The sequence below is a fragment of the Stenotrophomonas sp. YJH_SMC_123 genome, assembly GCF_059368215.1.
Map to the genome: position 1 here is coordinate 94487 of NZ_JCAFRM010000001.1, position 23149 is coordinate 117635.

Consider the following 23149-nt stretch of genomic DNA (forward strand, 5'->3'; position numbering starts at 1 on the left):
AGCCGCGATCCCGGCAAGGATGCGGCAACAGGGGTGTTCAGCGCGTCATTATCGCAAGGGGATGTTTCAGCGCATAGCCGCCGGGTGGCGGTAGTGCCGGCCGCTGGCCGGCAACCTCTTGGCCTTCAACGAGACGGGGCCAGATCCCTTTTCCCGCGGAAAAGGGATCTGACCCCAGGCGTGCATGCCCGGCGAGCGGGTGGTGTCAGGGCGTATCGGCCACCAGCGCCAGCCAGCGTTCGATGGCGCGGCGGTCGCGCGCGGCCAGCAGCTTCGGGGCACGGGCGCGCAGCGCACCCAGATCGGCTTCGCGGATGGCACGGCGCACCTCCAGCAACGTACCGGGATGCAGGCTGAACTCGCTCAGGCCCAGCGCCAGCAGCAACGGGGTCATCCGCGCATCACCGGCCATCTCGCCGCAGACCGCCACCGGAATGCGGTGGCGTGCGCCGGTCTCGATCACCATCTGCAACAGCCGCAGCACCGCCGGGTGCAACGGTGAATACAACTCACCCAGCGCCTCGTTGTTGCGGTCGGCGGCCAGCAGGTACTGCACCAGGTCGTTGGTGCCGATCGACAGGAAATCGACCAGATCGATGAAACTCTCCAGCGCCAATGCCGCCGCCGGGACTTCGATCATCGCGCCCAGCGGCACGTGCTCGGACACCATATGGCCTTCGCTGCGCAGCTGTTCGCTCAGCTTGAGCATGCGCCGGCGCACCGCCAGCAGTTCCTCGCGGGTGCTGACCATCGGCACCAGCACGCGCAGCTTGCCGTAGGCCGAGGCGCGCAGGATCGCGCGCAGCTGGGTGTCGGCCACCTTGGGCCGTGCCAGCGACAGGCGCACGCCGCGCAGGCCCAGTGCCGGGTTCTCTTCGTTGCTCAGGGTCAGACCGGTACGATCGGCCTTGTCCGCACCCAGGTCGAGCGTGCGGATGGTCACCGGCCGGCCGCTCATGCCCAGTGCGGCATCACGGTAGGTCTGGAACTGTTCTTCTTCGTCCGGCAGCTCGTTGCGCTGCAGGAACAGGAATTCGGTGCGGTACAGGCCCAGCCCCTGCGCGCCCAGCGCATGCGCCTGGGTGACGTCCTCCAGCGATTCGGCATTGGCCAGGAGGGCAATGTCGACCTGATCGCGGGTACGGCTGGGCTTGCTGCGCAGGCGGCCAAGCTCGCGCTGCTCGCGCGCGTGTTCCTTCAGGCGTGCGCGGTAGTCACGCAGGTTGTCGGCCAGCGGGTTGACGGTGATGCTGCCGTCGGCACCGTCGATGATCAGCACGTCGCCGTCGGCGACGCGGCTGAGCAGTTGCGGCACATTGACGATCAGGGGCAGGTGCAGGCTGCGCGCCAGGATCGCGCTGTGCGACAGCGCGCTGCCGGCGGCGGTGACGATGCCGACCACCCCCTGCGCCTGCAGCTGCGCCAGTTCGGATGGGGCGATGTTGTCGCAGACCAGGATCTCGCCGGCCAGGCCCTTCATCACCGGCGTGCGTTCGGGTTGCAGGAAGGCGTGGATGCGGCCGATCACATGGTCGAGATCGTCCATGCGGCTCTTCAGGTAGGCATCGTCCATGCCATCGAATACCTTGGCCAGGCGGTCACGCTGCAGGCGCAGCGCGTAGCCGGCACTGTACGGGCCGCTGCGGATCAGTTCGTCCAGGCCATACAGCAGCTCGGGGTCGTCCAGCAGCAACGCGTGCAGGTCGAGGAACTCGCCCACTTCCTGGTTCAGTGCGCCATGCAGGCGCTGACGCAGTTCGTGCATTTCCGTACGCGCGGCATCCAGCGCACGGTGCAGGCGGGCCAGTTCGGCCTCGACCTGGTGGGCGGCCACGCGTTGCTCGGCCACTTCCAGTGCATGCGGCAGCCGCACGCGCGCCCGGCCCATCGCCGTTCCGCGCGCCGCGCCATGGCCGGCCAACAGCTGTACCGGCCGTTGGCCGGAAGGGAGCTGGCCGGCGCGTGCGCGTGGCACGCTCAGCTGTCCTCGTCGAAGCGGCGTTCGAACAGGCCGACCACCGCCTCCATCGCGGCGGCTTCATCTTCGCCGTTGATGCGCACGGTGACCGGAGTGCCCTGGCCGGCGGCCAGCAGCATCACGCCCATGATGCTCTTGGCGTTGATCTCACGGCCCTTGGCGGCCATGGTCACGTTGCAGCGGAACGGCGCCAGGGTCTGCACCAGCTTGGCGGTGGCCCGGGCATGCAGGCCCAGGCGGTTGCTGACGGTGAGTTCTCGTTCAAGCATCGTCGACTATCGCTCCATTACGGGTACCCGCCGCGGCTGTGGCGGGCAGTTGATCCAGTCCCTGTTCCGGATAATTCATCACCCGCAGCAACATCGGCAGGCTCAGCGCCGACACCCGGCGAACCGGGGTCCCCAGCCGGGCCAGCTGCCCTGCAAGGTTGGCGGGGCTGGCGCCGTACAGGTCGGTCAGGATCAGCACGCCCTCACCACTGTCGACCCGCCGCAGGGCGGCCGAGGCGAGCGGGAGCAGGGCGTCCATGTCTGCGTCGAACGGTACTTCGAAAGCTTCGGTTTTCAGCGGCAATTGCCGCAGGAGCCGGGTCGCCACGTCAAGCAGGGCGGTTCCGACCCCGGGATGTGTTACGAGGAGAATGCCACAGGTCATTACTGCACGTTAACAGGTCAAGGTGAATCGGCGATAGCAGCAGATGAGGGGCACTGTGTCCCGTATTCAGCGTTATCGGGGTCAGAGCCCTTTTCCCCTGGAAAAGGGATCCGACCCCATGCGTTTTTCGATGCCTGGCAGCGATTCATCCACGCATGGTGTGGATCCATCGTGTCGACCAAGGTCGACACCTACCAACAGCGCACGGAATCTGTCAGAGGCGGGGCGGTGTGGGTAGGCAGGACCGTTGGCGCCATCGAGCCCCCATGGGTGAGGGCGCTTTGCTTGCGAAGCACTGCTTCGCAAGCGCCCGAACGCCCAGCCGCCAGCGGCTGGGCCGGACCCCGGAGGGGGGGGCACGGCGTGTCCTGCCTACCCACACCGCCCCGCCATCCCACGGAATGCCGCTTTTGCTGTTGCTGTTGCTGTTGCTGTTGCTGTTGCTGGCCAGCGGCCGGCACTACCGACGGGTGCCGGGCGCAGCCCGGCCGGCCACCCTCAATCCTGTTCGCGGTGGTACGTCGCCACGTCCTGCCAGCCCATCTCGCGGGCATGCCGGGCCATGCGCTCGGCCAGGAACACCGAGCGGTGCTTGCCGCCGGTGCAGCCGAACGCCACGGTCACGTAGCTGCGGGTGCCATCACCCAGTTTCGGCAGCCAGGTATCGAGGAAATCCATCAGCTGGGCCAGGTAGCGCTGCACGTCCGGTTGCGCTTCCAGATAGTCGCGTACACCCGGTTCGCGGCCGCTGAGCGCACGCAGGTCCGGATCCCAGTGTGGATTGGGCAGCACCCGCGCATCGAACACGAAGTCCGCCTCGGCGGGTACACCGCGCTTGTAGGCGAATGATTCGAACAGCAGCGACAGGCCGGTGGCATGGTCCATCGCGAACTCGGTGATGATCCGCCGCCGCAGTTGGTGCACGTTGAGGTTGCTGGTATCGATCACCGCATCGGCCTCGCGGCGCAATGGCGCGGTCAGCTCGCGCTCGCGGGCGATCGCCTCGGGCAATGACAGGCCCAGCTGGCTCAGCGGATGGCGGCGGCGGGTGTCGGCATAGCGCTTGAGCACCGTTTCGTCGCTGGCCTCGAAGAACAGCACCTTCACTTCCACGCCGGCGTCGGTGGCCAGCTGCCGCCAGTCGCCCAGCTGGCTCAGGTCGGCCTGGCCGCGCACGTCGATGCCCACCGCCAGCCGGCGCGGCGCGCTGCCGTCGTGGTTGGCCAGCAGGCTGCGCACGAAGTCCGGCAGCAGGTGGATCGGCAGGTTGTCCGAGCAGTAGTAGTCCTGATCCTCGAAGGTCTTCAGGGCGACGGATTTACCCGAGCCGGACAGGCCGCTGACGATGATCAGGGTCGGGGCGGAGGGGGTGGCGGTGCTCATGGACAGGCTCTTCGAGGGGCAGGGGAATCAGGGTGTTCGCCGTTCCAGCAGATTGCTGTGGCGGGCGATGAACATCGCTGCCGGATCAATGCCCTTGGTGCGCAGGATGTGCAGGCGGGTGGCGGCTTCGGTCAGCACGGCCAGGTTGCGGCCGGGCATCACCGGCAGGGTGATCAGCGGAACGTCGAGGTCCAGCACATGGCGGGTGCCCGAGTCGCCGGTCAGGCGCTCGTAGCCATGCGGGGTGGGTTCGGTCATCGGCTTGGTCAGGTGGACGATCAGCCGAAGGTACTTGTTCTTCTTTACAGCCGTGTCGCCGAACATCTCGCGCACATTCAGCACGCCCAGGCCGCGCACTTCCAGCAGGTCCTGCAGCAGTTCGGGGCAGGTGCCGTCGAGCACGTCCGGGGCGATCTGGGTGAATTCGGGCGCATCGTCGGCTACCAGCCGATGGCCGCGGCTTAGCAGCTCCAGCGCCAGCTCGCTCTTGCCCGACCCGGCCTCACCGGTGATCAGCACGCCGATGGAATAGATCTCCATGAACACGCCATGCAGGATCACCCGCGGCGCCAGCGTGCGCGCCAGGTGGTAGGACAGGTGGTTGAGCAGTTCGTGGCCGCGCTTGGGCGACAGCCACAGCGGTGTACCGGATTCATCGGCGGCCGCGCGCAGGTCTTCCGGGCACGCCTGGTTGCGGGTCAGCACCAGCGCCAGCGGATGCGACTGCATGATCTTCTCGATGGTCTCCCAACGCTGGCGGGGTTCCAGCGCGTCCAGCCAGGACAGTTCCTCGGTGCCCAGGATCTGCACCTTGTTGGGATAGATCGCATTGAGGTAGCCGGCCAGCGACGGACGCCGCGAGACCGTGTTGCCGGCCTCCAGCTCGCGTTTCTCACCGGATTTGCCAGCGGCCCAGCGCAGCCCCAGCCGCTCGCGCTGCTGTTCGAACAGTTCACGGGCGGTGATGCTGGTATTCATGCGGCACTCGCAGGTGGGGTCATGTCCAGCGCCTCGCGCAGCGCCCGGGCATCGCCGGCTTCGCGCAGGGCCTGGCGGATGTCCGGTGCGGAAAACAGCTCGGCCAGCTCGGACAGCAGCATCAGGTGCTGGTGGGTGTAGTGGGCGGGGACGGCCATCGCGAACACCAGGTCCACCGGTTCGTCGCCGCCGAAATCGACCGGGGTCGCCAGTCGCAGCAGGGCGCCACGGGGGCGGTCCAGGGTCGGCGCGCGGCCGTGGGGGATGGCGATGCCGTGGCCGATCGCGGTGCTGCCCAGGGCTTCGCGCTGGCACAGGTTCAGATAGATCTGTTCGGCGTTGGCCTGGCGGCAGGCCAGCAACCCGGCGGCGGCCTGCAGGACGCTGTCACGGTCGGTGGCCGTGCAGAGCTGGGTCTGCACGGCCGCCAGGAGGTCAGTCAGGGGCATGTCTGCGGGGAACGGTGGCGATCAGCCACCATTGTCGCCCACCGGCAGCGGTGCGTGCTGCTGTTTTTTCTCCTTGTGCTTGATGACCAGGCGGTCAAGCTTGTCCGCAAGCAGGTCGATCGCGGCATACATGGTCTGGCCGCCGGCCTCGGCGTGCAGGGTCTGCCCCGGAATGTTGAGGCTCGCGTCGACGTGGTGTTCGGTCTTCTGCAGCTTGAGGGTCACCCGCGCTTCGCAGTGCTGGTCGAAGTGTTTTCCGATCCGGGCCAGCTTCTCCTCTACATAGGACTGCAGGGCCGGGGTGACTTCGACGTCTTTGCCAAACGTTTCGATGCGCATCGGGTTTCTCCTGTGTTCGGATGTGCCAATGAACCTCTCCGCCGGGCGCGGCGGCGCGTCAAGCGATTCTGACCCTTTCGTGCGAGGCGGAAATGTTCATGGCTTCACGATACTTCGCCACGGTGCGTCGCGCTACTGGAATTCCCGACGATTTGAGCAGGTCAGCCAGCTTGGCGTCAGAAAGCGGCTTGCGCGGGTTCTCGTCGTCGATCAGGCGGCGGATCATTGCCTGGATGGCCGTGCTGGACGCCTCGCCACCGCCTTCGGTATCGATGCCCGAGGCGAAGAAGGCGCGCAGCGGCAGGGTGCCGCGCGGCGTGCGCACGTGCTTGCGGGCGATCGCGCGCGACACCGTGGATTCGTGCAGGCCCAGCTCGGCGGCGATCTCGCGCAGGGTCAGCGGGCGCAGCGCCTGCTCGCCGAATTCGAGGAAGCCGGCCTGTTGCAGGATCAGGCTGCGCACCACCCGCAGCAGGGTTTCACCGCGCTGCTGCAGGCCCTTCAGCAGCCAGCGCGCCTCCTGCAGCTGGCCGCGCAGGTAGCCGGCGTCGGCCTCGCCACAGCGGCGGATCAGCTGTTCGTAGCCACGGTGGATCACCACCTTCGGCCCGGCATGGGCCGCCAGCGCTGCGCGCCAGATGCCGTTCTGCCGCCACACCACCACGTCGGGCACCACATAGGTGTCCTGCGACAGCGGGGCGATCTGCGTGCCCGGACGCGGGTCCAGCGAGCGCAGCAGCGCGACCGCCGTCTCGACCTCGTCCAGCGGCTGTTTCAGTTCATGCGCCAGCCCGGAGACGCCACTGCGCGGCAGCCGTTCCAGCGGGCCTGCGGCAATCTGTCGCGCCAGCGCCAGCCCCGGCGTGTCGGCAGGCAACACGTCCAGCTGCAGCTGCAGGCACTCGCCGAGCGTGCGCGCGGCAACGCCGACCGGGTCGAAACGCTGGATGCGATGCAGCACCGCGAGGATTTCATCCTCACCGGCATGGACCGCCGGCAGCAGGGTTTCGGCGATGGTGGCCAGCGGTTCGCGCAGGTAACCATCGTCGTCCAGCGCATCGATCAGTGCAGCGCCGATGCTGCGGTCATGCGTGGAAAGATGCGACAGGTGCAGCTGCCACAGCAGGTGGTCGGCCAGCGTTTCGGTTTCCGCCACGCGCTCGGCGGCACTGCCGGTGTCATCGTCATCGTCGAAGCTGCCACCACTGCCGGCGGCACTCCAGTCGAGTTCGGCCGGCGCCCAGTCGTCGCCGTTGTCGGTGCGTTCGGCGGGCGCGTCGGCATCGGTGCTGTCGCTGGCCTCATTGGCGGCACTGCTGTCGTTGCTGTCGGCCCAGTCCAGCAGCGGATTGCTCTCCACGGCCTGGGCGATTTCAAGCTCCAGCTCGGTCGTGGACATCTGCAGCAGCTTGATCGCCTGCTGCAGCTGGGGCGTGAGCACCAGCTGTTGTCCCAACGATGTCTGCAGCCGAGTCTTCATGCCTGTGCCGAACGGAAGGAAAGGGACCCGGCGCCTGCGGTCACAGCTTGAAGGAATCCCCAAGGTAGACGCGACGTACGTCGGCGTTGTCCAGGATCGCCTCCGGCGAGCCCTGGGCCAGCACGGTGCCCTCGGCGAGGATATACGCGCGGTCGCAGATTCCCAAGGTCTCGCGCACGTTGTGGTCGGTGATCAGCACGCCGATGCCACGCTGCTTGAGATGGGTGACGATGCGCTGGATTTCACCCACCGAGATCGGGTCGACACCGGCAAACGGTTCGTCGAGCAGGATCAGGCGCGGCTGCGCGGCCAGTGCGCGGGCGATCTCGCAGCGACGACGTTCGCCACCGGACAGGCTGGCGCCGAGCTGGTCGGCCACATGGCCCAGCTGCAATTCGTCGAGCAGGCTGTTCAATTCGCGTTCGCGGCCGGCCGAATCCAGGTCTTCGCGAAGCTCCAGTACCAGGCGGAGGTTGTCGGCCACCGTCAGCTTGCGGAAAACCGACGGCTCCTGCGGCAGGTAGCCCACGCCCTGCTTGGCACGGGTGTACATCGGATCGCTGGTGATGTCCTTGCCGTCGAGCACGATGCTGCCGGCATCGGCGGCGACCAGGCCGACGATCATGTAGAAGCAGGTGGTCTTGCCGGCACCGTTGGGGCCGAGCAGGCCCACCACTTCACCGGCGTCGAGGGTCAGCCCGAAGTCCTTCACGACTTCGCGCTGCTTGTAGCGCTTGCGCAGGCCCTTGGCGACGAGCATTACTTCTTGCTCCCGGCCGGCTTGGCCGACGTGCTGGCCGGCGCCGCCGCCTTGGGCGTGGCCGCCGGCTGTGCCGCCGCGTTCTTGTTCTTCGGCGGAATGACGGTGCGCACGCGGCTGCCATCGCCACCGGAATTCATTTCGCCGCTACGGGTGTTGTAGACCATGCGCTGGCCGGCATTGGTGCCGCGCGCGCTGGTGACCTTGTAGTTGCCGGTCAGGGTGATGATCTCGGTCTTGATGTCGTAGTCGATGCGATCAGCCACCGCGTCCATCCAGGTGCCATCGTCGAGCTGCTGCTTCATCGTGGCCTGCTTGCCGGTGAACACCGCACGCACGGCCTCGCCGTCCTTCAGGTAGATCTCGGCTTCGGACGAGCGGATGTCCAGCGAGCCCTGGGTGACGGTCACGCCCTGCGAGAGCACGGTCTTGCCATCGCCGGTGAGCACGCCCGACTGCGCGCCGGAGTCGATGTTCATGTTCTCGTTGCGGTCGGTGGACTTGGCAAAGGCAGCGCTGGGAACAAGGAGACCGAGCGCGAGTACGGCTGCAAAGGGAATCTTCATCGGGGTCCGTTCTACCGGTGGGGCCGCCCGGGAAACGGGGGGCGGATGGGTGGGCTGCCTGCCTTGCGCCTGTCCGGGGACGTCGCAGGAGGGCGGCGGAATCAGCGTCGGGGCGTGTAACGGCCCTTGGACTGGCTGAGGAAATGATACGTGTTGTTCTTCGAATCCACCTCGAAGCCAACGCCGGACTGTTCCATGCCGGGGCGGGTCATGGTGACCAGCGCATCGGTGCGGGCACGGTTCTCCTTCGGGAACACGTCCAGGTGGTCGGTGCGGAAGGTGGTCGGCACCACGCCCGGATCGGCCGGGCTGTCGCCGGCGACATTGCCGCGCAGCTTCATCTGGTCGCCCTTGGCGCTGAGCCAGCCCGTCTCGGCACGCAGGGTCCAGTGCTTGCCATCCTTGTCCGGCATCTCGAACAGCGGCGTGGCGATGTTGATGGTCTGGTCGCCACGCTGGCGCTCCAGCAACGGTGCGCGCAGGGTGGTCGATTCCTTGCCGTGCTCATCCAGGGCGACGACCTGGAAGTCGTGCAGGACGTAGTCCACGCCGACATCCTGACCGGCAGTGGCCGGACCCTTGTCGCGGTTGCGCAGGGCCGCCCAGCTGCTGAGCAGGGCCGCCAGCAGCAGGCCGATGCCGAGCAGGGTGCGCCAGTTCAGGCTCGGCAGGTTCATGCGCCGAACCTCGCCAGGACCGCGTCCACATGACCCTGCGCGGCCAGCAGGATGTCACACAGCTCACGGGCTGCACCACGTCCGCCGTCGGCGCGGGTCTGCCAATGCACGCGCTCGGCGATCCACGGGTGGGCGTTGGCCGGCGCCACCGCCAGGCCGACCGCGCCCAGCGGTGCCAGGTCCGGCAGGTCGTCGCCCATGAAGGCCACCTGCTCCAGACCGATGCCGTGCTGCGCACACAGCGCCTGCACGCTGGCCAGCTTGTCGCCCACGGCGATCTGGGTATCGATGCCGAGGTCGGCGCCGCGCCTGAGCGCGGACTGGCTGTTGCGCGCGGTGATCAGCACGGGGTGGATGCCGTGCTGCTGCAGCAGTTTCAGGCCCAGGCCATCCTGCACGAAGTACGCCTTGCTCTCGTTGCCGTCCTTGTCGTAGTACAGCCGACCGTCGGTGAGGGTGCCGTCCACGTCGAAGCAGGCCAGGCGGACGCGGGCCGCGGCGGCATGCAGGTGGGCGGGGAAGGCGGGCAGGGGGGACCAGGGCATCAGGGTGGCAGGCTCGGTGGATTCGGGTTGGGACGGTACAGACTGAATGGGGTCTACGGACTGTCGGTTAAACCACCCGGGCCCGCAACAGGTCATGAATGTTCAGGGCACCGACCGCCCGGCCCTGGTCGTCAACCACGATCAGGCCCGTGATCTTGTGGGTCTCCATCAGCCGGGCAGCCTCCACCGCCAGCTGGTCGGCGCCGATGGTACGTGGGTTGCGGGTCATCACATCGGCGATCTTCGCGGTGCGCACGTCCAGCGCGCTGTCCAGCGCCCGGCGCAGGTCACCGTCGGTGAACAGGCCGATCAGCACACCGTCGGCATCGACCACGGCGGTCATGCCCAGCCGCTTGCGGCTCATTTCGACCAGCGCCTCGCTGAGGCTGGCGTCGGCCCCCACGCTGGGCAGGTCCTCCCCGGTGTGCATGACGTCGGTGATATGCAGCAGCAGGCGGCGGCCGAGGCTGCCGGCCGGGTGCGAGCGGGCGAAATCGTCGGCGGTGAAGCCGCGTGCGTCGAGCAGGGCCACGGCCAGCGCATCGCCCATCGCCAGCGAGGCGGTGGTGCTGGAGGTCGGCGCCAGCGCCAGCGGGCAGGCCTCGGCCGGCACGCTGACGTCCAGGTGGATATCGGCGGCGGTGGCCAGGCTGGACTGCGGGCGGCCGGTCATGGAAATCAGCACGTTGCCCTGGCGCTTGAGCACCGGCAGCAGCATCAGCACTTCGTCCGATTCGCCCGAATAGGACAGGGCCAGCACCACGTCGGCCTCGGTGATCATGCCCAGGTCACCATGGCCGGCTTCGCCCGGATGCACGTAGAACGCGGGAGTGCCGGTGGAGGCCAGCGTAGCGGCGATCTTGCGGGCGATGTGCCCGGACTTGCCCATGCCGGTGGCGACCACCCGGCCGCGGCTGGCCAGGATCGCCTGGCAAGCCTGCTGGAAGGCCTCGCCGAGGCGGTCGGCCACGGCATCCAGCGCCTGCCGCTCGATCTCGAAGACGCGGCGGCCGCTGGCGACCAGGCCGGCAGGGTCGACGGAACGGGGGGGCAACAGGGATTCGGCCATGCGGACGCCACGCAGCGGAAGTAGAATGGAGGCACATTTTATTAGGAAAGCCCGTTGGACGCCGACACCATCCGCAACCTGATCGAAACCGGCCTGCCCGGCGCCCGCGCCGACGTGCAGGGCGACGATGGCGTGCATTTCGAAGCGACCGTGGTCTGCGAGGCCTTTGCCGGCAAGATGCCGCTGGCCCGCCACCGGATGGTCTATGCCACCCTGGGCGACCTGATGGGCGGCGCGATCCACGCGCTGGCGCTGAAAACCGTGACCCCGGCCGAAGCCGGCTGAACCGCAGAAGATCCCGAATACATGGCCAAGATCGTTGTGACCGGCGGCGCTGCGCTGCACGGTGAAGTGAGCATCTCCGGCGCCAAGAACGCCGTCCTCCCCATTCTCTGCGCGACCCTGCTGGCCGATGCGCCGGTGGAGATCACCAACGTGCCGCACCTGCACGATGTGGTCACCACGGTGAAGCTGCTGGGTGAACTGGGTGCCAAGGTCACCATCGACCAGGGCACGCTGTCGCGCGGCAGTGCGATCGTGGTCGACCCGCGTCCGGTCAACCAGCATGTTGCCCCGTACGAGCTGGTCAAGACCATGCGCGCCTCGATCCTGGTGCTGGGCCCGCTGCTGGCCCGCTTCGGCGCGGCGGAAGTGTCGCTGCCCGGCGGCTGCGCGATCGGCTCGCGTCCGGTCGACCAGCACATCAAGGGCCTGCAGGCGCTGGGCGCCGAGATCGTGGTCGAGAACGGCTTCATCAAGGCCACGGCCAAGCGCCTGAAGGGCGGCCATTTCACCTTCGACATGGTCAGCGTTACCGGCACCGAGAACGTGCTGATGGGCGCGGTGCTGGCCGAAGGCACCACCATCCTCGACAACTGTGCGATGGAACCGGAAGTGACCGATCTGGCGCATTGCCTGATCGCGCTGGGCGCGAAGATCGAAGGCCTGGGCACTGCCCGCCTGGTCATCGAAGGCGTCGAGCGCCTGTCCGGCGGCCGCCATGAAGTGCTGCCCGACCGCATCGAGACCGGCACCTTCCTGGTGGCTGCGGCGATGACCGGCGGCAAGGTCACGGTCAACCGTGCGCGCCCGAACACCATGGACGCGGTGCTGTCCAAGCTGGTCGAAGCCGGTGCGAAGATCGAGACCACCGACGACACCATCACCCTGGACATGCAGGGCAAGCGGCCGAAGGCGGTCAACCTGACCACCGCGCCGTACCCGGCGTTCCCGACCGACATGCAGGCGCAGTTCATGGCGCTCAACTGCGTGGCCGACGGCGTCGGCGTGATCAACGAAACGATCTTCGAAAACCGTTTCATGCACGTCAACGAGTTGCTGCGCCTGGGCGCGGACATCCAGGTCGAAGGCCACACCGCCATCGTGCGGGGCAGCGAGCACCTGAGTGGCGCACCGGTGATGGCCACCGACCTGCGTGCCTCGGCCTCGCTGATCCTGGCCGGCCTGATGGCCAGCGGCGAGACCACCATCGACCGCATCTACCACCTTGACCGTGGCTACGAGAACATCGAAGAGAAGCTGTCTTCGCTCGGTGCCACCATCCGGCGCGTGCCATGATCCTGCGCGGCAAGTTCAGCCCGCGTCGCAAGGCGCTGCTGGCGCTGGTGCTGATCGTGCTGGCGTGGCTGGGCTACGCCTGGTACGCCAACATCGCCATCACCCAGGGCATCGAGCAGAAGGACATGGACTGGAATGGCGATGGCACGGTCTCGCGCGACGAGATCATCGAGTCGTTCTATGCGGTTGCGGTGAATGACAGCCAGGACGGCAACCGCCATTGCCGCACCTTCGTCTGGCGCAGCACCGGCGAGCAGATCCGCGTGGACTGCCGTACCGAGTTCAAGCCGGCGGCGGCCGAAGAAAAGAAGTAAGAAAAACGCCCGCGAAAGCGGGCGTTTTCTTTTCGCGGGGCCCGGGGTCAGAGCCCATCCCCGAGGGGACGGGATCCGACCCCGGCACTCAGTTCATCGCCTTGATGGTCAGGTCCAGTGCATCGCGGTCGTTCTCCCGCTGCAGCATGCGCGCCGGCACCGGGAACTCCGGCACGATCCAGGCGATCAGCTCCTTGTTGCCGTCGGCACGCGAGACCTTGGTCGCTTCGTAGCTCTTGCCGCCCACGGTGATCGACTCCTTGCCGATCACGCGGTAGGTCATGTTCTTGATGCGGCCTTCGTCGACCATGCGATAGGTCAGCGGCTTGCCGGCGGCGAGGTCACGGGCGATCGCCAGGTTGATCAGCAGCGCGTCCATGTCACCGGATTTCAGTGCGATAGGTCCAGCGCGGTCCGGCTTGATGTCGCCGGTCCAGGTGGCCTGGTTGCTGGTCCAGTTGTAGTTGGCCTGCACGTTGCGCTTCTTCACCAGCAGCGCCGAACGGTCCTGGCTGCTGAGCGGGCGCAGCTGGCCGCGCACTTCTTCGAACACGGTGCTCTGGCTCAGGTCGGCCAGCTGGTTCTTCACCTGCAGCGTGTAGCGCCACTTGTTGGCACCCTCGCTGCTCAGCGTCATGCTGCCATTGGCCTGCATGCCCATGTAGCTGGCCAGGTAATCGGCCTTGAACGGCTGCAGGGCCATGGCCGGCAGGCTGGCCACCGACAGCGCGGCTGCAGCGATCCAGGTGAGGGGGCGGGTCAGGGTGCTCATGCTCAGACTCCTTGGTATTCGATCAGGCGCAGATCGACGCGGTCTTCGCCGTCTTCGCGTTGCAGGATGCGCACCGGGGTGGGGACACCGTTGGCGATCCAGAGGATGGTTTCGTTGTTGCCGCCGTTGGTCCGGTAGACCCGCAGCGCGTTGTAGGACAGGTCGCCGACCTCGACGTTCTCGGTCTGCGGCGCGGCCTGGTAGTCGTGCTGGCGGACCTTGCCCATGTCCACGTAGCGGTAGTGCATGGTGGCACCCGGACGGGCATCCCGCATGATCGCCAGGTTGATCAGCAGGGCGCTCTGGTCGCCCGGCTGCAGCGGAATCGGCTGCGCACGCTTCTTCTCGACGTCGCCGGTCCACTGCGCGGTACCGGCCTGCCAGTTGTACGTGCCGACCGCCTTCTTGCCCAGGAACAGGCCCTTGCGCACCGTGCTCTGGCTCAGCGGTGCATAGGCGCCGGCGCGCTCCTCGAACACCGTGCTCTGCTCGATGTTCAGGCCCAGCACGCTGGCAAAGCCGCGGCGGCCGACCACCTGCATGTCGACCCGCCACTGGTTGCCGCCGGTATGGGTGACCTGCATGCTGGCGTCGCCGGCCTCCTTGCCTTTGTAGAAGGCCTGGTAGGTGGCGCTGAACGGCTGCAGCGGCGGCGGTTCCCACGCCAAGGCCGGCAGGGCCGGGGCCGCCGCTTCGGCCGACGGTTGCACCGCTGGCAGCGGCGCCGGAGCCGGAGCCGGCGAGGCGGCAGGCGCCTGCGCCTGGCCCCAACCCACGCCGGGAAGCACGACAAGCGACAGCAGCAGCGAAGTGGACAGCAGGGTCGTGGTCTTCATGGAAGAGAGGAGCCGCAGGAGGTGGGCAGGATGCCAGCCCCGCAGTCAGCGGGGCGTGTGCGTGGGCGTTACCGGTTCAGGTTCCCGGCGGAATCTAGGGCCAGCGGGCTAAACAGGGGGTGACCGTCCAGTTGCGGCTGGCCCTCCCGTTCAGTCAGGCGGCCGGCGCACAGCAGCTGCAGCGTGGCGATCAGCAGGGGATGCTCCACCGCCAGCACACGCGCGGCCAGGGTGTCGGCGTCATCGCCGGGCAGCACCGGTACCCGCACCTGGGCCAGCACGGCGCCGGCGTCCAGCTCGGGTACGACCAGGTGCACGCTGGCACCGTGCTCGGCATCGCCTGCATCCAGTGCCCGCGCATGCGTGTCCAGCCCCTTGTGCAGCGGCAGCAGTGACGGGTGGATGTTGACCAGGCGGCCATTGAAGCGCTGCACGAAGGCGGCGCCGAGTATGCGCATGTAGCCGGCGCAGACGATCCAGTCCGGTGCGACCGCGGCCAGTGCGTCGCCCAGTGCCTGCTCGTAGGCGGCGCGGTCGTCGAATTCCTTCGGCGCATGCGCCCAGCGCAGGTTGGCGCTGACCCGCTGCAGCGCGGCGGCGGCCGGGCGGTCGGAAAATACGCCGACGACCTCGGCGCGCAGGCGTCCCGCAGCGATGGCATCGAGGATGGCCTGCAGGTTGCTGCCGCGGCCGGAGGCAAGCACGGCAATGCGGGTGGGCGCGGTCATTGCGGGGTACTCCGGCGGATCAGCGGCCAGGTCAGCAGGCTGCCCACGGTGGCCATCAGCATGTCGGCATGGGCGTCCCACATGTCGCCCTGCTGCCCGTTGTAGGCCTCGGCGGCGTCCGGCGACAGGGCGAGCGCGATGGCCCATTCGAACCACTCGTAGACCAGGCTGGCGCACATCACCGTCATCACCACCAGGGCGAAGGCCTGGCCGCGGCGCAGCGCCGGCCAGGCGTGACGTGCCAGCTGCAGCAGTGCCGGCGTGAAACAGACGCCGAACAGGAAGTGGATGAGGCGGTCGAAATGATTGCGCTGCCAGCCGAACGCCGCATTCGGCGACCAGCCGATCAGCGCCTGCGTCCACGCGTCGTAGGGAACGTTCGAGTACAGCCAGCGGGCGGCCACACAGTGCAGCGCGATGAAGCCGCAGATCGCGATGAAGGCACCGTTGCCCAGCCAGCCACCCCGGCGGTCGACCCACAGCAGGGCGCCCAGGCCGATCACGGTCAGCGTGCTGTGCAGCGCCTGCTCGGTGGGCCACAGCGGCTGGATCCAGCTGACCGCGAATACCGCCAGCACGGCAGCGAAGGCCAGCTTCTTGGGGCGCGAGAAACGGAAGGCGCTGGGCGAAGCGGTCGTGGGGAGGGCAGGCGCGGACATGGGAAGTCGATCAGGAAAGGGCGGGGCGTCTGCCGGCAAGTTCAGACGCGGAGATGGTCGCCGCGGTCGAACAGGGCGGCCATGTCAGGCTTGGACAGGAACACCCAGGCATAGGCGGTCAGGGCCATGCCCAGCGGGCCGGCCAGCACCGCCAGCCAGGCCGCGCGCTGGCACCAGGCCAGCCCGGTGCGGCGCGACAGCAGGCGCGCGGTGTGCAGCTGCACGAAGCCCAGCGCGGCAGCCAGCGCTGAAACGACGCCGTACACGGTGGCCAGTACCGCGCCATCGTCCAGCCCGCGCGAGCTGGCAACCAGGCCAATGAAACCGAGGAAGGCCAGCGCGGCCATCCAGTGGAAAACCGCCAGCGCGTAGAACAGCACCTTCAGCGTCTGCAGGTGGCTGCCCAGCTGAAGGTGCGCCAGGGTCTGCTGCGGCAGCGGCGGCGGTGCGCCCGGGCTCGTCATGCCGCCGTGCCCGCTGTGTCGAACGCGGCCTTGACCTGCGGACGCAGCAGCGTGATCAGGCTGAGTACTCCCAGCACGGTACCGATCGGCGTGAACAGACAGGCCAGCCCGGCCACGATCAGGCACAGCAGGTAGCGGCGGCGGCGGGCCAGGCAACGGCCGGCGTAGGCCACGAACGCGCCCAGGGTGACGCCACCGAACACGATGACACAGCCGATCACGACGAACATCCAGCCGAACACGCGCTGTTCGGCCGGCGACGAGGGCTGGCCGCCGGAGTTCATCGGCAGGTTGCCGGTGAGCGCGGTGACGCCGAGCACGATGTGGACGATGAAGATCAGCGAGAACAGCGCGATCAGGCCGCCGACCACGTAGTGCGCGATTGACAGCATGCGCAGGTGGTCGGCGTCCTGGGGGCTGAACGCCGGTACCGCCGTCGTTGGCGGCGGCACGGGGGTAGGGGGCAGCGGGGGCATTGCGTCCATGCGGGCTCCTCGGGGCCGGGTTCAGCCGATGTGGACGCGCTCGGCGCCTTCAGCAGTGACCACCTGGCCGATGGTCCAGTGGTCCAGGCCCTGCGCCTTGACCGCCTCGGACACGGCGGCGACCTGGTCGGCTGCCACGATCAGCACGAAGCCGATGCCGCAGTTGAAGGTGCGCCACATCTCGCTGTCGGCCACGGCGCCTTCCTTCTGCAGCCACTGGAACACCGGCGGCAGGGTCCAGGACGAGGCCTGGATGTCCAGGCCGAGGCCGTCGGGCACCACGCGGATGATGTTCTCGGTCAGGCCGCCACCGGTGATGTGGGCCATGCCGTGGATGGCCTCGCCGTGCGACTTCAGCAGTGCCAGGATCGGCTTCACGTACAGGCGGGTCGGTGCCATCAGCGCGTCGACCAGCTTCACGCCGCCCTCCAGCTCCAGGTCGGCCGGGCGGCCGGCGCGGTCGTAGATGCGGCGCACCAGCGAGTAGCCGTTGGAGTGCGGGCCGGACGAGGCGATGCCGATCAGCACGTCGCCGGCGGCCACGCTGGCGCCGTCCTTCAGCTCGCTCTTCTCGACCGCGGCGACCGTGAAGCCGGCCAGGTCGTACTCGCCCGGGGCATACATGTCGGGCATTTCAGCGGTTTCGCCGCCGATCAGCGCGCAGCCGGCCTCGGTGCAGCCGTTGGCGATGCCGCCCACGACCGCTGCGGCGGTGTCGATGTCCAGCTTGCCGGTGGCGAAGTAGTCCAGGAAGAACAGCGGCTCGGCACCCTGCACCAGCACGTCGTTCACGCACATGGCGACCAGGTCGATGCCGATCGTATCGTGGCGGTTCAGCTGGTGGGCCAGCTTCAGCTTGGTGCCCACGCCATCGGTACCCGACACGAGCACCGGCTCGCGGTACTTGTTGGACAGGTCGAACAGGGCGCCGAAGCCGCCCAGGCCGCCCATCACTTCCGGGCGGAAGCTGCGCTTGACCAGGGGCTTGATCCGCTCGACCAGCGCGTTGCCGGCGTCGATGTCGACACCCGCGTCACGGTAGGTGAGGGGGGAAGGGGCGGAAGACGGGGTGTTGGTCACGGGCGTCGGCGCTGGCAGGGGTTGAATGAGCGATTTTAACAGGCCGCATTGGCGCAAAGGCCGTATTCGGGCAACAATTCCCCCGGATTCGTCGAGCCAATGGATGTCCTGATGCGCCGCAGCCTGATTCTGACCCTGCTCCTTGCACTGAGCCTGCCGGTGGCCACGATGGCCCAGAGCGGCCTGCGCACCGAGGGAGATGTCGCCACCGCTTCGGGGGCCTACGAGGCCGAAGTGCCCGTCAACAGCCAGGCCGAGGCCGATCGCAACGGTGCCCTGGCCCGTGCCCTGAGCGTGGTGCTGGGCAAGCTGTCCGGCGACCGCAACGTGATGTCACGCCCCGGCGTGGTGCAGGCGCTGCGCAATGCCAAGGACTACGTGGCCAGCTACGACTACAAGCAGGACCAGAGCGTGGGTGCCAGCGGCGCACCGAGCTTCCGGACCCTGCTGGTGGCCCGCTTCCGCGAGGATGACGTCGATTCGCTGGTCTCGGCGCTGGGCCTGCCGCTGTGGCCGCAGCCGCGACCGAAGCCGGTGCTGTGGCTGGCCGTCGACGACGGCAGTGGCCCGCGCCTGGTCAGCGTGCAGCAGGCCAATGCCGCCCGCCCGCTGCTGAACCGCGCCATCGAGCGGGGTTACAAGCTGGGCCTGCCCAGCGGCGGTGCTGCCGAACAGGCCCTGGCCGGTGCCATCTGGCGCCAGGACAGCGCCGCCGTGGCCCGTGCCTCCTCGCGCTACTCACCGCCGATGCAGCTGATCGGCAAGCTTTACCGCGCCAACGGTGGCTGGCAGGCGGACTGGGTGTTCGTCGACAACGGCCGCGAACTGAACAAGTGGACCAGCAAGGACGCCAACGCCATGCGCGCGATGGCCGCCGGTGCCGACGGTGCCGCCGATGCGCTGGTCAAGCGCTATGCCAAGGCCGGCGTGGCCGTCGGCCAGGCCGGCACCTACCGCCTGGTGGTGACCGGCATCAACAGCGCCGATGACTACCTGCGGCTGGCCGCTGGCCTGCGCGAGGTGCCGGTGGTGCGCAACGTCACCCCGCTGCACGCCTCGGCCGGCCAACTGGAGCTGAGCGTGGAGATGACCACCGGCCTGGCCGGCTTCAACCGCATGCTTGGCGACAATGGCGTGCTGGTGCCAAGCGCGCCGCTGCCGGCCCTGCCGACCCCGATCGATGACACCACCGGTGCCCCGGTGGCCGCGCCGGTCAGCAACGAGTACCGCCTGCGATGATCCTGAGCCCGGAAGCTGAAATCGCGCAGTTCCTGCGCCGGCTGAAGTACATCCTGTTCGCCGGCCTGATCGGCTGGGTGGTGTGGCTGCTGGCGCCGATCCTGACCCCGTTCGTGCTGGCACTGGCGCTGGCCTGGCTGGGTGACCCCCTGGTGGACCGCATCGAGGCCACCGGCCGCTCGCGCATGACCGGCGTGGTGCTGGTGTTCGCAGCGATGGTGCTGGTGATCGTGGCACTGCTGCTGGTGCTGGTGCCGATGATCGAGCGCCAGATCACCACCCTGATCGCGGCCGCGCCGCAGGCGCAGGCGTGGCTGATGCAGACCGGCATCCCCTGGTTCGAGCACAAGACCGGCCTGGAAGTGATGCAGTGGCTGGATCCGGACCGCCTGATCGAATGGGTGCGCAGCCATTGGCAGCAGGCCGGCGGCTTCGCCACCACGTTCATGGGCTACGTCTCGCGTTCGGGCTTTGCGATGGTGACCTGGGTGGTCAACATCCTGCTGCTGCCGATCCTGGCGTTCTACTTCCTGCGCGACTGGGACAAGCTGGTCGAGCGGGTGGCCTCGGTGATTCCGCGCAACCAGATCGGCACCATCAGCGCGCTGGCGCGTGAATCCAACGAGGTGCTGGGTGCGTTCATCCGTGGCCAGTTCCTGGTGATGCTGGCGCTGGGCGTGATCTACGCCGGTGGCCTGTCGCTGGTCGGCCTCAAGCTGGGCCTGCTGATCGGCCTGATTGCCGGCCTGATCAGCTTCATCCCGTACCTGGGCGCGACCACCGGCGTGCTGATGGCGGTGATCGCCGCGCTGGTGCAGGCGCAGGGCTTCGACCTGAAGCTGCTGATCCTGGTCGGCGTGGTGTTCACCGTGGGCCAGCTGCTGGAAAGCTACGTGCTGACCCCGCGCATCGTCGGCGACAAGATCGGCCTGCACCCGGTGGCGGTGATCTTCGCGGTGATGGCCGGCGGCCAGCTGTTCGGCTTCCTCGGCATGCTGCTGGCGCTGCCGGTAGCGGCGGTGACCAACGTGCTGCTGCGCTATGCCCACCAGCGCTATCGGCAGAGCGAACTGTACGTGGGCGAGAAGCCGGCGATCGTGCTTGATGGCGTGGTCGACGCGCCCCATATCATCGTTCCGGACGACAAGGGCCCCGACCTGAAGTGATGGGTGTGCCGCAACTGCCGCTGGCCCTGCATTACCCGCGGGACCAGCGCCTGGAGACCTTCATCGGCGCGCCGGATGGCGCGCTGGCGCAGCTGCGCGCGATCGCGGTTGGCGCCAGCCACGACTGGGTCTACCTGGAAGGTGCGGCGGGAACCGGCAAGACCCACCAGGCGCTGGCGATGTGCTCCAGCGCCGAGCAGGCCGGACGGTTGCCGACGTACGTGCCGCTGGCCAGCGCCGCCGGCCGTGTCCGTGCGGCGCTTGATGGGCTGGAAGCGCGCGAACTGGTGGCGCTGGACGGCCTGGACGAGGTTGCCGGCAACCGCGAGGATGAGATCGCGCTGTTCGATTTCCACAACCGTGCGCGCGCTGCGGGCGTGACCGTGCTGTACACGGCACAGAAGGCGCCGGGCGAACTGGGCTTGGTGCTGCCGGACCTGCGCTCGCGGCTGGGCCAGTGCGTACGCGTGCTGCTGCAGCCGCTGGATGAGGAAGGGCGGGCGGCCGTGCTGCGCGAGCGTGCACTGCGACGCGGCCTGGCCATCGACGAAGCGGCCATCGAGTGGCTGCTGTCGCACACCGGCCGTGAGCTGGGTGGATTGATCACCCTGCTGGACTGGCTGGACCGCGAATCGCTGGCGGCGAAGCGGCGGATCACCGTGCCGTTCCTGCGCCAGGTGCTGGAAGAAGGCCGGCCTCGTTACTGAGGGATGTTGTTCGGCAGGGCTGCGCCCTGCACCCGCGGTAGTGCCGGCCGCTGGCCGGCAACGTCAACGTCAACGGCAGAAGTGGCTTCCTGAGGGGGGCGGGGTGGGTCAGGTTGCGGGGGACGGCGCAAGTACGTCCCTGTAGCCTCGGTCGCGCCATCCATGGCGCTCACGCCCCCGCAACCTGAGCCACCCCGCCTTCGACAGGTTCCCGCGGCTGTTGGTGGGTGTCGACCTTGGTCGACACCCGAGCAAGCGCAGCGAAGCGACCCGCTTTTGCTTTTCTTTCTTTCTTCCGTGGCTGGACGCGCACGGAAACTGTCAGAGGCCGGGCGGGTGGGCCATGCAGGGGCGTTGGCGCCATGGATGGCGCCATCGAGCTTACAGGGACGTACTTGCAGCGTCCCCTGCATGGCCCACCCGCCCGGCCAAGCACGCGATCCGCTCTACGCGACCAACCACGAGGGGCTCAGCCGTTCGCCGCCAACTCCGCATCCAGCGCGCGCAGGCGATCCACCGTGCCGACGTCGGTCCAGCGCCCGCGATGGTGCTGCCCGGTCATCAACCCCTGCGCCATGAAGTGCTTCTGCAGCGGCACCACCGAGAACTTCGGTGGCAGCCGCTCGCTGCCCGGCGCATCGCCGATCACCGCGCGCCAGTCGGCCACGATCGAAGGACGGTACACGCCGATGCCGGCATAGGTCAGGCATGGTCCTTCGCGGTCGTGGTGCAGGAACCCCTGTGCATCCAGGCGGTAGTCACCATTCGGGTGCTGAACCGGATTGTCGACCAGCACCAGGTGCGCCTGGCCCTGCGGCTCGCGCGGCAGCGTGGCGAAATCGAAATCGGTCCAGATGTCGCCGTTCACTACCAGGAACGGGGCATCGCCCAGCACCGGCAGGGCGTTGAGGATGCCGCCGCCGGTTTCCAGCGGGGTCTGCCCTTCGTACAGGAAATGCAGGCGCAGGCCCCACTGGCTGCCATCGCCAAGCGTCGCCGGGAACTGTTCGGCCAACCATGCGGTGTTGACCACCACCTCGCGCACGCCGAGTGCGGCCAGGCGTTCCAGGTGCCAGACGATCAACGGCTTGCCAGCCACTTCCAGCAGCGGCTTCGGCGTGTGCAGGGTCAAAGGGCGCATGCGCTCGCCGAGGCCGGCGGCAAAGACCAGTGCCTTCATCGGGCTACGCGCATCGGTGCACCCAGCTCGGCCAGCGCCGGCTTGATGCGGTCGTCCAGCAGCTGCTGCAGCGGTGCCAGCTCGCGGTAGCGCGGCAGCACTTCATCCAGATAGGTGATGAAGCGCGGTGCGTCGTCGAGGTAATGGCCCTTGTTGTCGCGGTAACGCAGCCGGCAGAACAGGCCCAGGATCTTCACGTGGCGCTGGATGCCCATCCAGTCGGCATCGCGCAGGAAGGTGGCGCGGTCGGGCACCGGCAGGCCGGTGTCGCGGGCGCGCTCGTGATACTGCGCCAGCCATTCGTCCACGCGTTGCAGTGGCCAGCTCAGGAAGGCGTCCTTGAACAGGCTCACCGCATCGTAGGCGATCGGGCCGCGCACCAGGTCCTGGAAATCCAGGACCGCGGGGCCGTCGTCGACCGGCATCAGGTTGCGCGGCATGTAGTCGCGGTGGGTCACCAGCTGGGCCTGGCCCAGCGCGTTGTCCATCAGGCGGCGATGCACCAGCTGCAGGCCTTCGATCTCGCCGCAGTCCAGTTCAAGGTTCAGGTGGCGCTGCAGGAACCATTCGTCGAACAGGCCGGCATCGCGCTGCAGCAGTGCTTCGCCGAACTGGCCGAAGTCGGCCGGCACCGGGATCGCCTGCAGGCGCAGCAGCTGCTCGATCGAACGACCGAACCATTCGTCAGCGTTGCGCTCGTCGAGGATCCTGGCCAGGGTCGGGCCGCCGAGATCTTCCAGCAGCAGGAAGCCGGCATCCAGGTCCTGCGCGAGCAGCATGGGCACGCGCAGACCGTTGTCGTGCAGCAGGCCGCGCATGCGCAGCCACGGCCGCGGATCTTCCAGCCCCGGCGGGGCGTCCATCACGATGTGGCTGCCGCGCGTGCTGGTGGCGCGCCAGTAGCTGCGCATGCCGGCGTCAACCGAAGCGCGTTCGACCACCGCGTTGGCATCATCGAGCTGGGTGCGGGCCCACTGCAGGCGCTGCGCGCTGCGCTGGGGATCGGAGGCGGGTTCGGTCATGCGGGCATATCCGGGCGCGCCGGGCGCGCCAACGTCGGCAA

Annotated in this window: 28 protein-coding genes; 6 read left to right on the plus strand and 22 right to left on the minus strand. The window is 68.1% G+C overall.

The window, feature by feature from the left end:
- Nucleotides 1-205 precede the first annotated feature (205 nt).
- From ptsP to AC5P5W_RS00515, 13 genes are all read right to left on the minus strand, one after another.
- Nucleotides 206-1975, minus strand: a complete 1770-nt coding sequence (ptsP, locus tag AC5P5W_RS00455) for a phosphoenolpyruvate--protein phosphotransferase (RefSeq protein WP_197574795.1) — start codon at nucleotides 1973-1975, stop codon at nucleotides 206-208.
- A 2-nt stretch (nucleotides 1976-1977) separates the two neighbouring features.
- The gene (locus tag AC5P5W_RS00460) at nucleotides 1978-2247 is read right to left on the minus strand and encodes an HPr family phosphocarrier protein (protein ID WP_005408385.1); all 270 of its coding nucleotides are present in this window, start codon (nucleotides 2245-2247) and stop codon (nucleotides 1978-1980) included.
- Nucleotides 2240-2632 (minus strand): PTS sugar transporter subunit IIA, encoded by a 393-nt coding sequence (locus AC5P5W_RS00465; RefSeq protein WP_032958481.1) that lies wholly within the window; start codon nucleotides 2630-2632, stop codon nucleotides 2240-2242. The genes AC5P5W_RS00460 and AC5P5W_RS00465 overlap by 8 nt, the downstream gene beginning before the upstream one ends.
- 498 nt (nucleotides 2633-3130) lie before the next feature.
- Nucleotides 3131-4015 (minus strand): RNase adapter RapZ, encoded by an 885-nt coding sequence (rapZ, locus tag AC5P5W_RS00470; protein WP_014646231.1) that lies wholly within the window; start codon nucleotides 4013-4015, stop codon nucleotides 3131-3133.
- 27 nt (nucleotides 4016-4042) lie between these two features.
- Complete coding sequence (gene hprK, locus AC5P5W_RS00475; protein ID WP_005408388.1) at nucleotides 4043-4993, minus strand: HPr(Ser) kinase/phosphatase; 951 nt, start codon at nucleotides 4991-4993, stop codon at nucleotides 4043-4045.
- Complete coding sequence (locus tag AC5P5W_RS00480; protein ID WP_032130191.1) at nucleotides 4990-5442, minus strand: PTS sugar transporter subunit IIA; 453 nt, start codon at nucleotides 5440-5442, stop codon at nucleotides 4990-4992. The genes hprK and AC5P5W_RS00480 overlap by 4 nt, the downstream gene beginning before the upstream one ends.
- Nucleotides 5443-5463: 21 nt before the next feature.
- The gene (hpf, locus tag AC5P5W_RS00485) at nucleotides 5464-5781 is read right to left on the minus strand and encodes a ribosome hibernation-promoting factor, HPF/YfiA family (RefSeq protein WP_005415556.1); all 318 of its coding nucleotides are present in this window, start codon (nucleotides 5779-5781) and stop codon (nucleotides 5464-5466) included.
- Between the two features lie 58 nt (nucleotides 5782-5839).
- Nucleotides 5840-7261, minus strand: coding sequence for an RNA polymerase factor sigma-54 (locus AC5P5W_RS00490; protein ID WP_014646233.1), 1422 nt, complete (start codon nucleotides 7259-7261; stop codon nucleotides 5840-5842).
- 40 nt (nucleotides 7262-7301) lie between these two features.
- A complete protein-coding gene (lptB, locus tag AC5P5W_RS00495) occupies nucleotides 7302-8021 on the minus strand; it encodes an LPS export ABC transporter ATP-binding protein (RefSeq protein ID WP_005415558.1) in 720 nt (239 codons plus the stop codon).
- Nucleotides 8021-8587, minus strand: a complete 567-nt coding sequence (gene lptA / locus AC5P5W_RS00500; RefSeq protein ID WP_032959333.1) for a lipopolysaccharide transport periplasmic protein LptA — start codon at nucleotides 8585-8587, stop codon at nucleotides 8021-8023. The genes lptB and lptA overlap by 1 nt, the downstream gene beginning before the upstream one ends.
- A 101-nt stretch (nucleotides 8588-8688) precedes the next feature.
- Complete coding sequence (gene lptC / locus AC5P5W_RS00505) at nucleotides 8689-9264, minus strand: LPS export ABC transporter periplasmic protein LptC (RefSeq protein WP_014646235.1); 576 nt, start codon at nucleotides 9262-9264, stop codon at nucleotides 8689-8691.
- On the minus strand, nucleotides 9261-9809 hold the full coding sequence (locus AC5P5W_RS00510; protein WP_014036245.1) for a KdsC family phosphatase: 549 nt from the start codon (nucleotides 9807-9809) through the stop codon (nucleotides 9261-9263). The genes lptC and AC5P5W_RS00510 overlap by 4 nt, the downstream gene beginning before the upstream one ends.
- 67 nt (nucleotides 9810-9876) lie before the next feature.
- The gene (locus AC5P5W_RS00515; protein WP_014646236.1) at nucleotides 9877-10878 is read right to left on the minus strand and encodes a KpsF/GutQ family sugar-phosphate isomerase; all 1002 of its coding nucleotides are present in this window, start codon (nucleotides 10876-10878) and stop codon (nucleotides 9877-9879) included.
- A gap of 54 nt (nucleotides 10879-10932) precedes the next feature.
- Here AC5P5W_RS00515 and AC5P5W_RS00520 point away from each other — a divergent pair, with 54 nt between their 5' ends.
- The 3 genes from AC5P5W_RS00520 to AC5P5W_RS00530 are packed head-to-tail and all read left to right on the plus strand — an operon-like array spanning nucleotide 10933 to nucleotide 12770.
- Nucleotides 10933-11163 (plus strand): BolA family protein, encoded by a 231-nt coding sequence (locus AC5P5W_RS00520; RefSeq protein WP_005408396.1) that lies wholly within the window; start codon nucleotides 10933-10935, stop codon nucleotides 11161-11163.
- Between the two features lie 21 nt (nucleotides 11164-11184).
- Complete coding sequence (gene murA / locus AC5P5W_RS00525) at nucleotides 11185-12456, plus strand: UDP-N-acetylglucosamine 1-carboxyvinyltransferase (RefSeq protein ID WP_014646237.1); 1272 nt, start codon at nucleotides 11185-11187, stop codon at nucleotides 12454-12456.
- Nucleotides 12453-12770 (plus strand): hypothetical protein, encoded by a 318-nt coding sequence (locus AC5P5W_RS00530; protein ID WP_032957609.1) that lies wholly within the window; start codon nucleotides 12453-12455, stop codon nucleotides 12768-12770. The genes murA and AC5P5W_RS00530 overlap by 4 nt, the downstream gene beginning before the upstream one ends.
- A gap of 88 nt (nucleotides 12771-12858) precedes the next feature.
- Here the strand turns inward: AC5P5W_RS00530 and AC5P5W_RS00535 are convergent, their stop codons facing one another.
- The 7 genes from AC5P5W_RS00535 to purM all read right to left on the minus strand — a co-directional run bounded on the left by AC5P5W_RS00535 (nucleotide 12859) and on the right by purM (nucleotide 17794).
- Entirely contained in the window at nucleotides 12859-13542 is a 684-nt protein-coding gene (locus AC5P5W_RS00535) for a DUF3108 domain-containing protein (protein WP_014036249.1), read from the minus strand.
- 2 nt (nucleotides 13543-13544) lie between these two features.
- A complete protein-coding gene (locus tag AC5P5W_RS00540) occupies nucleotides 13545-14378 on the minus strand; it encodes a DUF3108 domain-containing protein (RefSeq protein WP_197574794.1) in 834 nt (277 codons plus the stop codon).
- Nucleotides 14379-14446: 68 nt separating this feature from the next.
- Nucleotides 14447-15106, minus strand: coding sequence for a phosphoribosylglycinamide formyltransferase (purN, locus tag AC5P5W_RS00545; RefSeq protein WP_049441056.1), 660 nt, complete (start codon nucleotides 15104-15106; stop codon nucleotides 14447-14449).
- Nucleotides 15103-15765, minus strand: a complete 663-nt coding sequence (locus AC5P5W_RS00550) for a DUF2238 domain-containing protein (protein ID WP_069117523.1) — start codon at nucleotides 15763-15765, stop codon at nucleotides 15103-15105. The genes purN and AC5P5W_RS00550 overlap by 4 nt, the downstream gene beginning before the upstream one ends.
- Before the next feature lie 41 nt (nucleotides 15766-15806).
- On the minus strand, nucleotides 15807-16229 hold the full coding sequence (locus tag AC5P5W_RS00555; RefSeq protein ID WP_014646242.1) for a hypothetical protein: 423 nt from the start codon (nucleotides 16227-16229) through the stop codon (nucleotides 15807-15809).
- Nucleotides 16226-16714, minus strand: a complete 489-nt coding sequence (locus AC5P5W_RS00560; protein WP_032957615.1) for a hypothetical protein — start codon at nucleotides 16712-16714, stop codon at nucleotides 16226-16228. Before AC5P5W_RS00560 ends, AC5P5W_RS00555 begins: the two co-directional genes overlap by 4 nt.
- 21 nt (nucleotides 16715-16735) lie before the next feature.
- Nucleotides 16736-17794: a phosphoribosylformylglycinamidine cyclo-ligase gene (purM, locus tag AC5P5W_RS00565; protein ID WP_014646244.1), complete on the minus strand. Its 1059-nt coding sequence runs from the start codon at nucleotides 17792-17794 to the stop codon at nucleotides 16736-16738.
- A 99-nt stretch (nucleotides 17795-17893) separates the two neighbouring features.
- On the opposite strand from purM, the gene AC5P5W_RS00570 reads away from it, so the two are divergent.
- Genes AC5P5W_RS00570 through hda form a run of 3 tightly spaced genes read left to right on the plus strand, consistent with a single transcriptional unit; the run spans nucleotide 17894 to nucleotide 20906 of the window.
- Entirely contained in the window at nucleotides 17894-19033 is a 1140-nt protein-coding gene (locus AC5P5W_RS00570) for a DUF2066 domain-containing protein (RefSeq protein WP_032957235.1), read from the plus strand.
- A complete protein-coding gene (locus AC5P5W_RS00575; RefSeq protein WP_014646246.1) occupies nucleotides 19030-20199 on the plus strand; it encodes an AI-2E family transporter in 1170 nt (389 codons plus the stop codon). The genes AC5P5W_RS00570 and AC5P5W_RS00575 overlap by 4 nt, the downstream gene beginning before the upstream one ends.
- On the plus strand, nucleotides 20199-20906 hold the full coding sequence (hda, locus tag AC5P5W_RS00580) for a DnaA regulatory inactivator Hda (RefSeq protein WP_014646247.1): 708 nt from the start codon (nucleotides 20199-20201) through the stop codon (nucleotides 20904-20906). Before AC5P5W_RS00575 ends, hda begins: the two co-directional genes overlap by 1 nt.
- 469 nt (nucleotides 20907-21375) lie before the next feature.
- Here hda and murU read toward each other — a convergent pair whose 3' ends face one another.
- On the minus strand, nucleotides 21376-22086 hold the full coding sequence (murU, locus tag AC5P5W_RS00585) for an N-acetylmuramate alpha-1-phosphate uridylyltransferase MurU (protein ID WP_049408158.1): 711 nt from the start codon (nucleotides 22084-22086) through the stop codon (nucleotides 21376-21378).
- Nucleotides 22083-23108 (minus strand): phosphotransferase, encoded by a 1026-nt coding sequence (locus AC5P5W_RS00590; RefSeq protein ID WP_197575434.1) that lies wholly within the window; start codon nucleotides 23106-23108, stop codon nucleotides 22083-22085. Before AC5P5W_RS00590 ends, murU begins: the two co-directional genes overlap by 4 nt.
- Nucleotides 23109-23149 lie beyond the last annotated feature (41 nt).

Bases quoted from the DNA above. Each gene is read 5' to 3' on its own strand.
- murA (WP_014646237.1), top strand. From the start codon at position 11,185: ATGGCCAAGATCGTTGTGACCGGCGGCGCTGCGCTGCACGGTGAAGTG.
- hprK (WP_005408388.1), bottom strand. From the start codon at position 4,993: ATGAATACCAGCATCACCGCCCGTGAACTGTTCGAACAGCAGCGCGAG.
- AC5P5W_RS00465 (WP_032958481.1), bottom strand. From the start codon at position 2,632: ATGACCTGTGGCATTCTCCTCGTAACACATCCCGGGGTCGGAACCGCC.
- lptA (WP_032959333.1), bottom strand. From the start codon at position 8,587: ATGAAGATTCCCTTTGCAGCCGTACTCGCGCTCGGTCTCCTTGTTCCC.
- AC5P5W_RS00515 (WP_014646236.1), bottom strand. From the start codon at position 10,878: ATGGCCGAATCCCTGTTGCCCCCCCGTTCCGTCGACCCTGCCGGCCTG.
- AC5P5W_RS00530 (WP_032957609.1), top strand. From the start codon at position 12,453: ATGATCCTGCGCGGCAAGTTCAGCCCGCGTCGCAAGGCGCTGCTGGCG.
- AC5P5W_RS00570 (WP_032957235.1), top strand. From the start codon at position 17,894: ATGGATGTCCTGATGCGCCGCAGCCTGATTCTGACCCTGCTCCTTGCA.
- AC5P5W_RS00560 (WP_032957615.1), bottom strand. From the start codon at position 16,714: ATGGACGCAATGCCCCCGCTGCCCCCTACCCCCGTGCCGCCGCCAACG.
- hpf (WP_005415556.1), bottom strand. From the start codon at position 5,781: ATGCGCATCGAAACGTTTGGCAAAGACGTCGAAGTCACCCCGGCCCTG.
- hda (WP_014646247.1), top strand. From the start codon at position 20,199: ATGGGTGTGCCGCAACTGCCGCTGGCCCTGCATTACCCGCGGGACCAG.
- AC5P5W_RS00535 (WP_014036249.1), bottom strand. From the start codon at position 13,542: ATGAGCACCCTGACCCGCCCCCTCACCTGGATCGCTGCAGCCGCGCTG.
- AC5P5W_RS00575 (WP_014646246.1), top strand. From the start codon at position 19,030: ATGATCCTGAGCCCGGAAGCTGAAATCGCGCAGTTCCTGCGCCGGCTG.
- purN (WP_049441056.1), bottom strand. From the start codon at position 15,106: ATGACCGCGCCCACCCGCATTGCCGTGCTTGCCTCCGGCCGCGGCAGC.
- murU (WP_049408158.1), bottom strand. From the start codon at position 22,086: ATGAAGGCACTGGTCTTTGCCGCCGGCCTCGGCGAGCGCATGCGCCCT.
- AC5P5W_RS00590 (WP_197575434.1), bottom strand. From the start codon at position 23,108: ATGACCGAACCCGCCTCCGATCCCCAGCGCAGCGCGCAGCGCCTGCAG.
- AC5P5W_RS00550 (WP_069117523.1), bottom strand. From the start codon at position 15,765: ATGTCCGCGCCTGCCCTCCCCACGACCGCTTCGCCCAGCGCCTTCCGT.
- lptB (WP_005415558.1), bottom strand. From the start codon at position 8,021: ATGCTCGTCGCCAAGGGCCTGCGCAAGCGCTACAAGCAGCGCGAAGTC.
- AC5P5W_RS00540 (WP_197574794.1), bottom strand. From the start codon at position 14,378: ATGAAGACCACGACCCTGCTGTCCACTTCGCTGCTGCTGTCGCTTGTC.
- lptC (WP_014646235.1), bottom strand. From the start codon at position 9,264: ATGAACCTGCCGAGCCTGAACTGGCGCACCCTGCTCGGCATCGGCCTG.
- AC5P5W_RS00510 (WP_014036245.1), bottom strand. From the start codon at position 9,809: ATGCCCTGGTCCCCCCTGCCCGCCTTCCCCGCCCACCTGCATGCCGCC.
- rapZ (WP_014646231.1), bottom strand. From the start codon at position 4,015: ATGAGCACCGCCACCCCCTCCGCCCCGACCCTGATCATCGTCAGCGGC.
- AC5P5W_RS00555 (WP_014646242.1), bottom strand. From the start codon at position 16,229: ATGACGAGCCCGGGCGCACCGCCGCCGCTGCCGCAGCAGACCCTGGCG.
- AC5P5W_RS00460 (WP_005408385.1), bottom strand. From the start codon at position 2,247: ATGCTTGAACGAGAACTCACCGTCAGCAACCGCCTGGGCCTGCATGCC.
- AC5P5W_RS00490 (WP_014646233.1), bottom strand. From the start codon at position 7,261: ATGAAGACTCGGCTGCAGACATCGTTGGGACAACAGCTGGTGCTCACG.
- AC5P5W_RS00480 (WP_032130191.1), bottom strand. From the start codon at position 5,442: ATGCCCCTGACTGACCTCCTGGCGGCCGTGCAGACCCAGCTCTGCACG.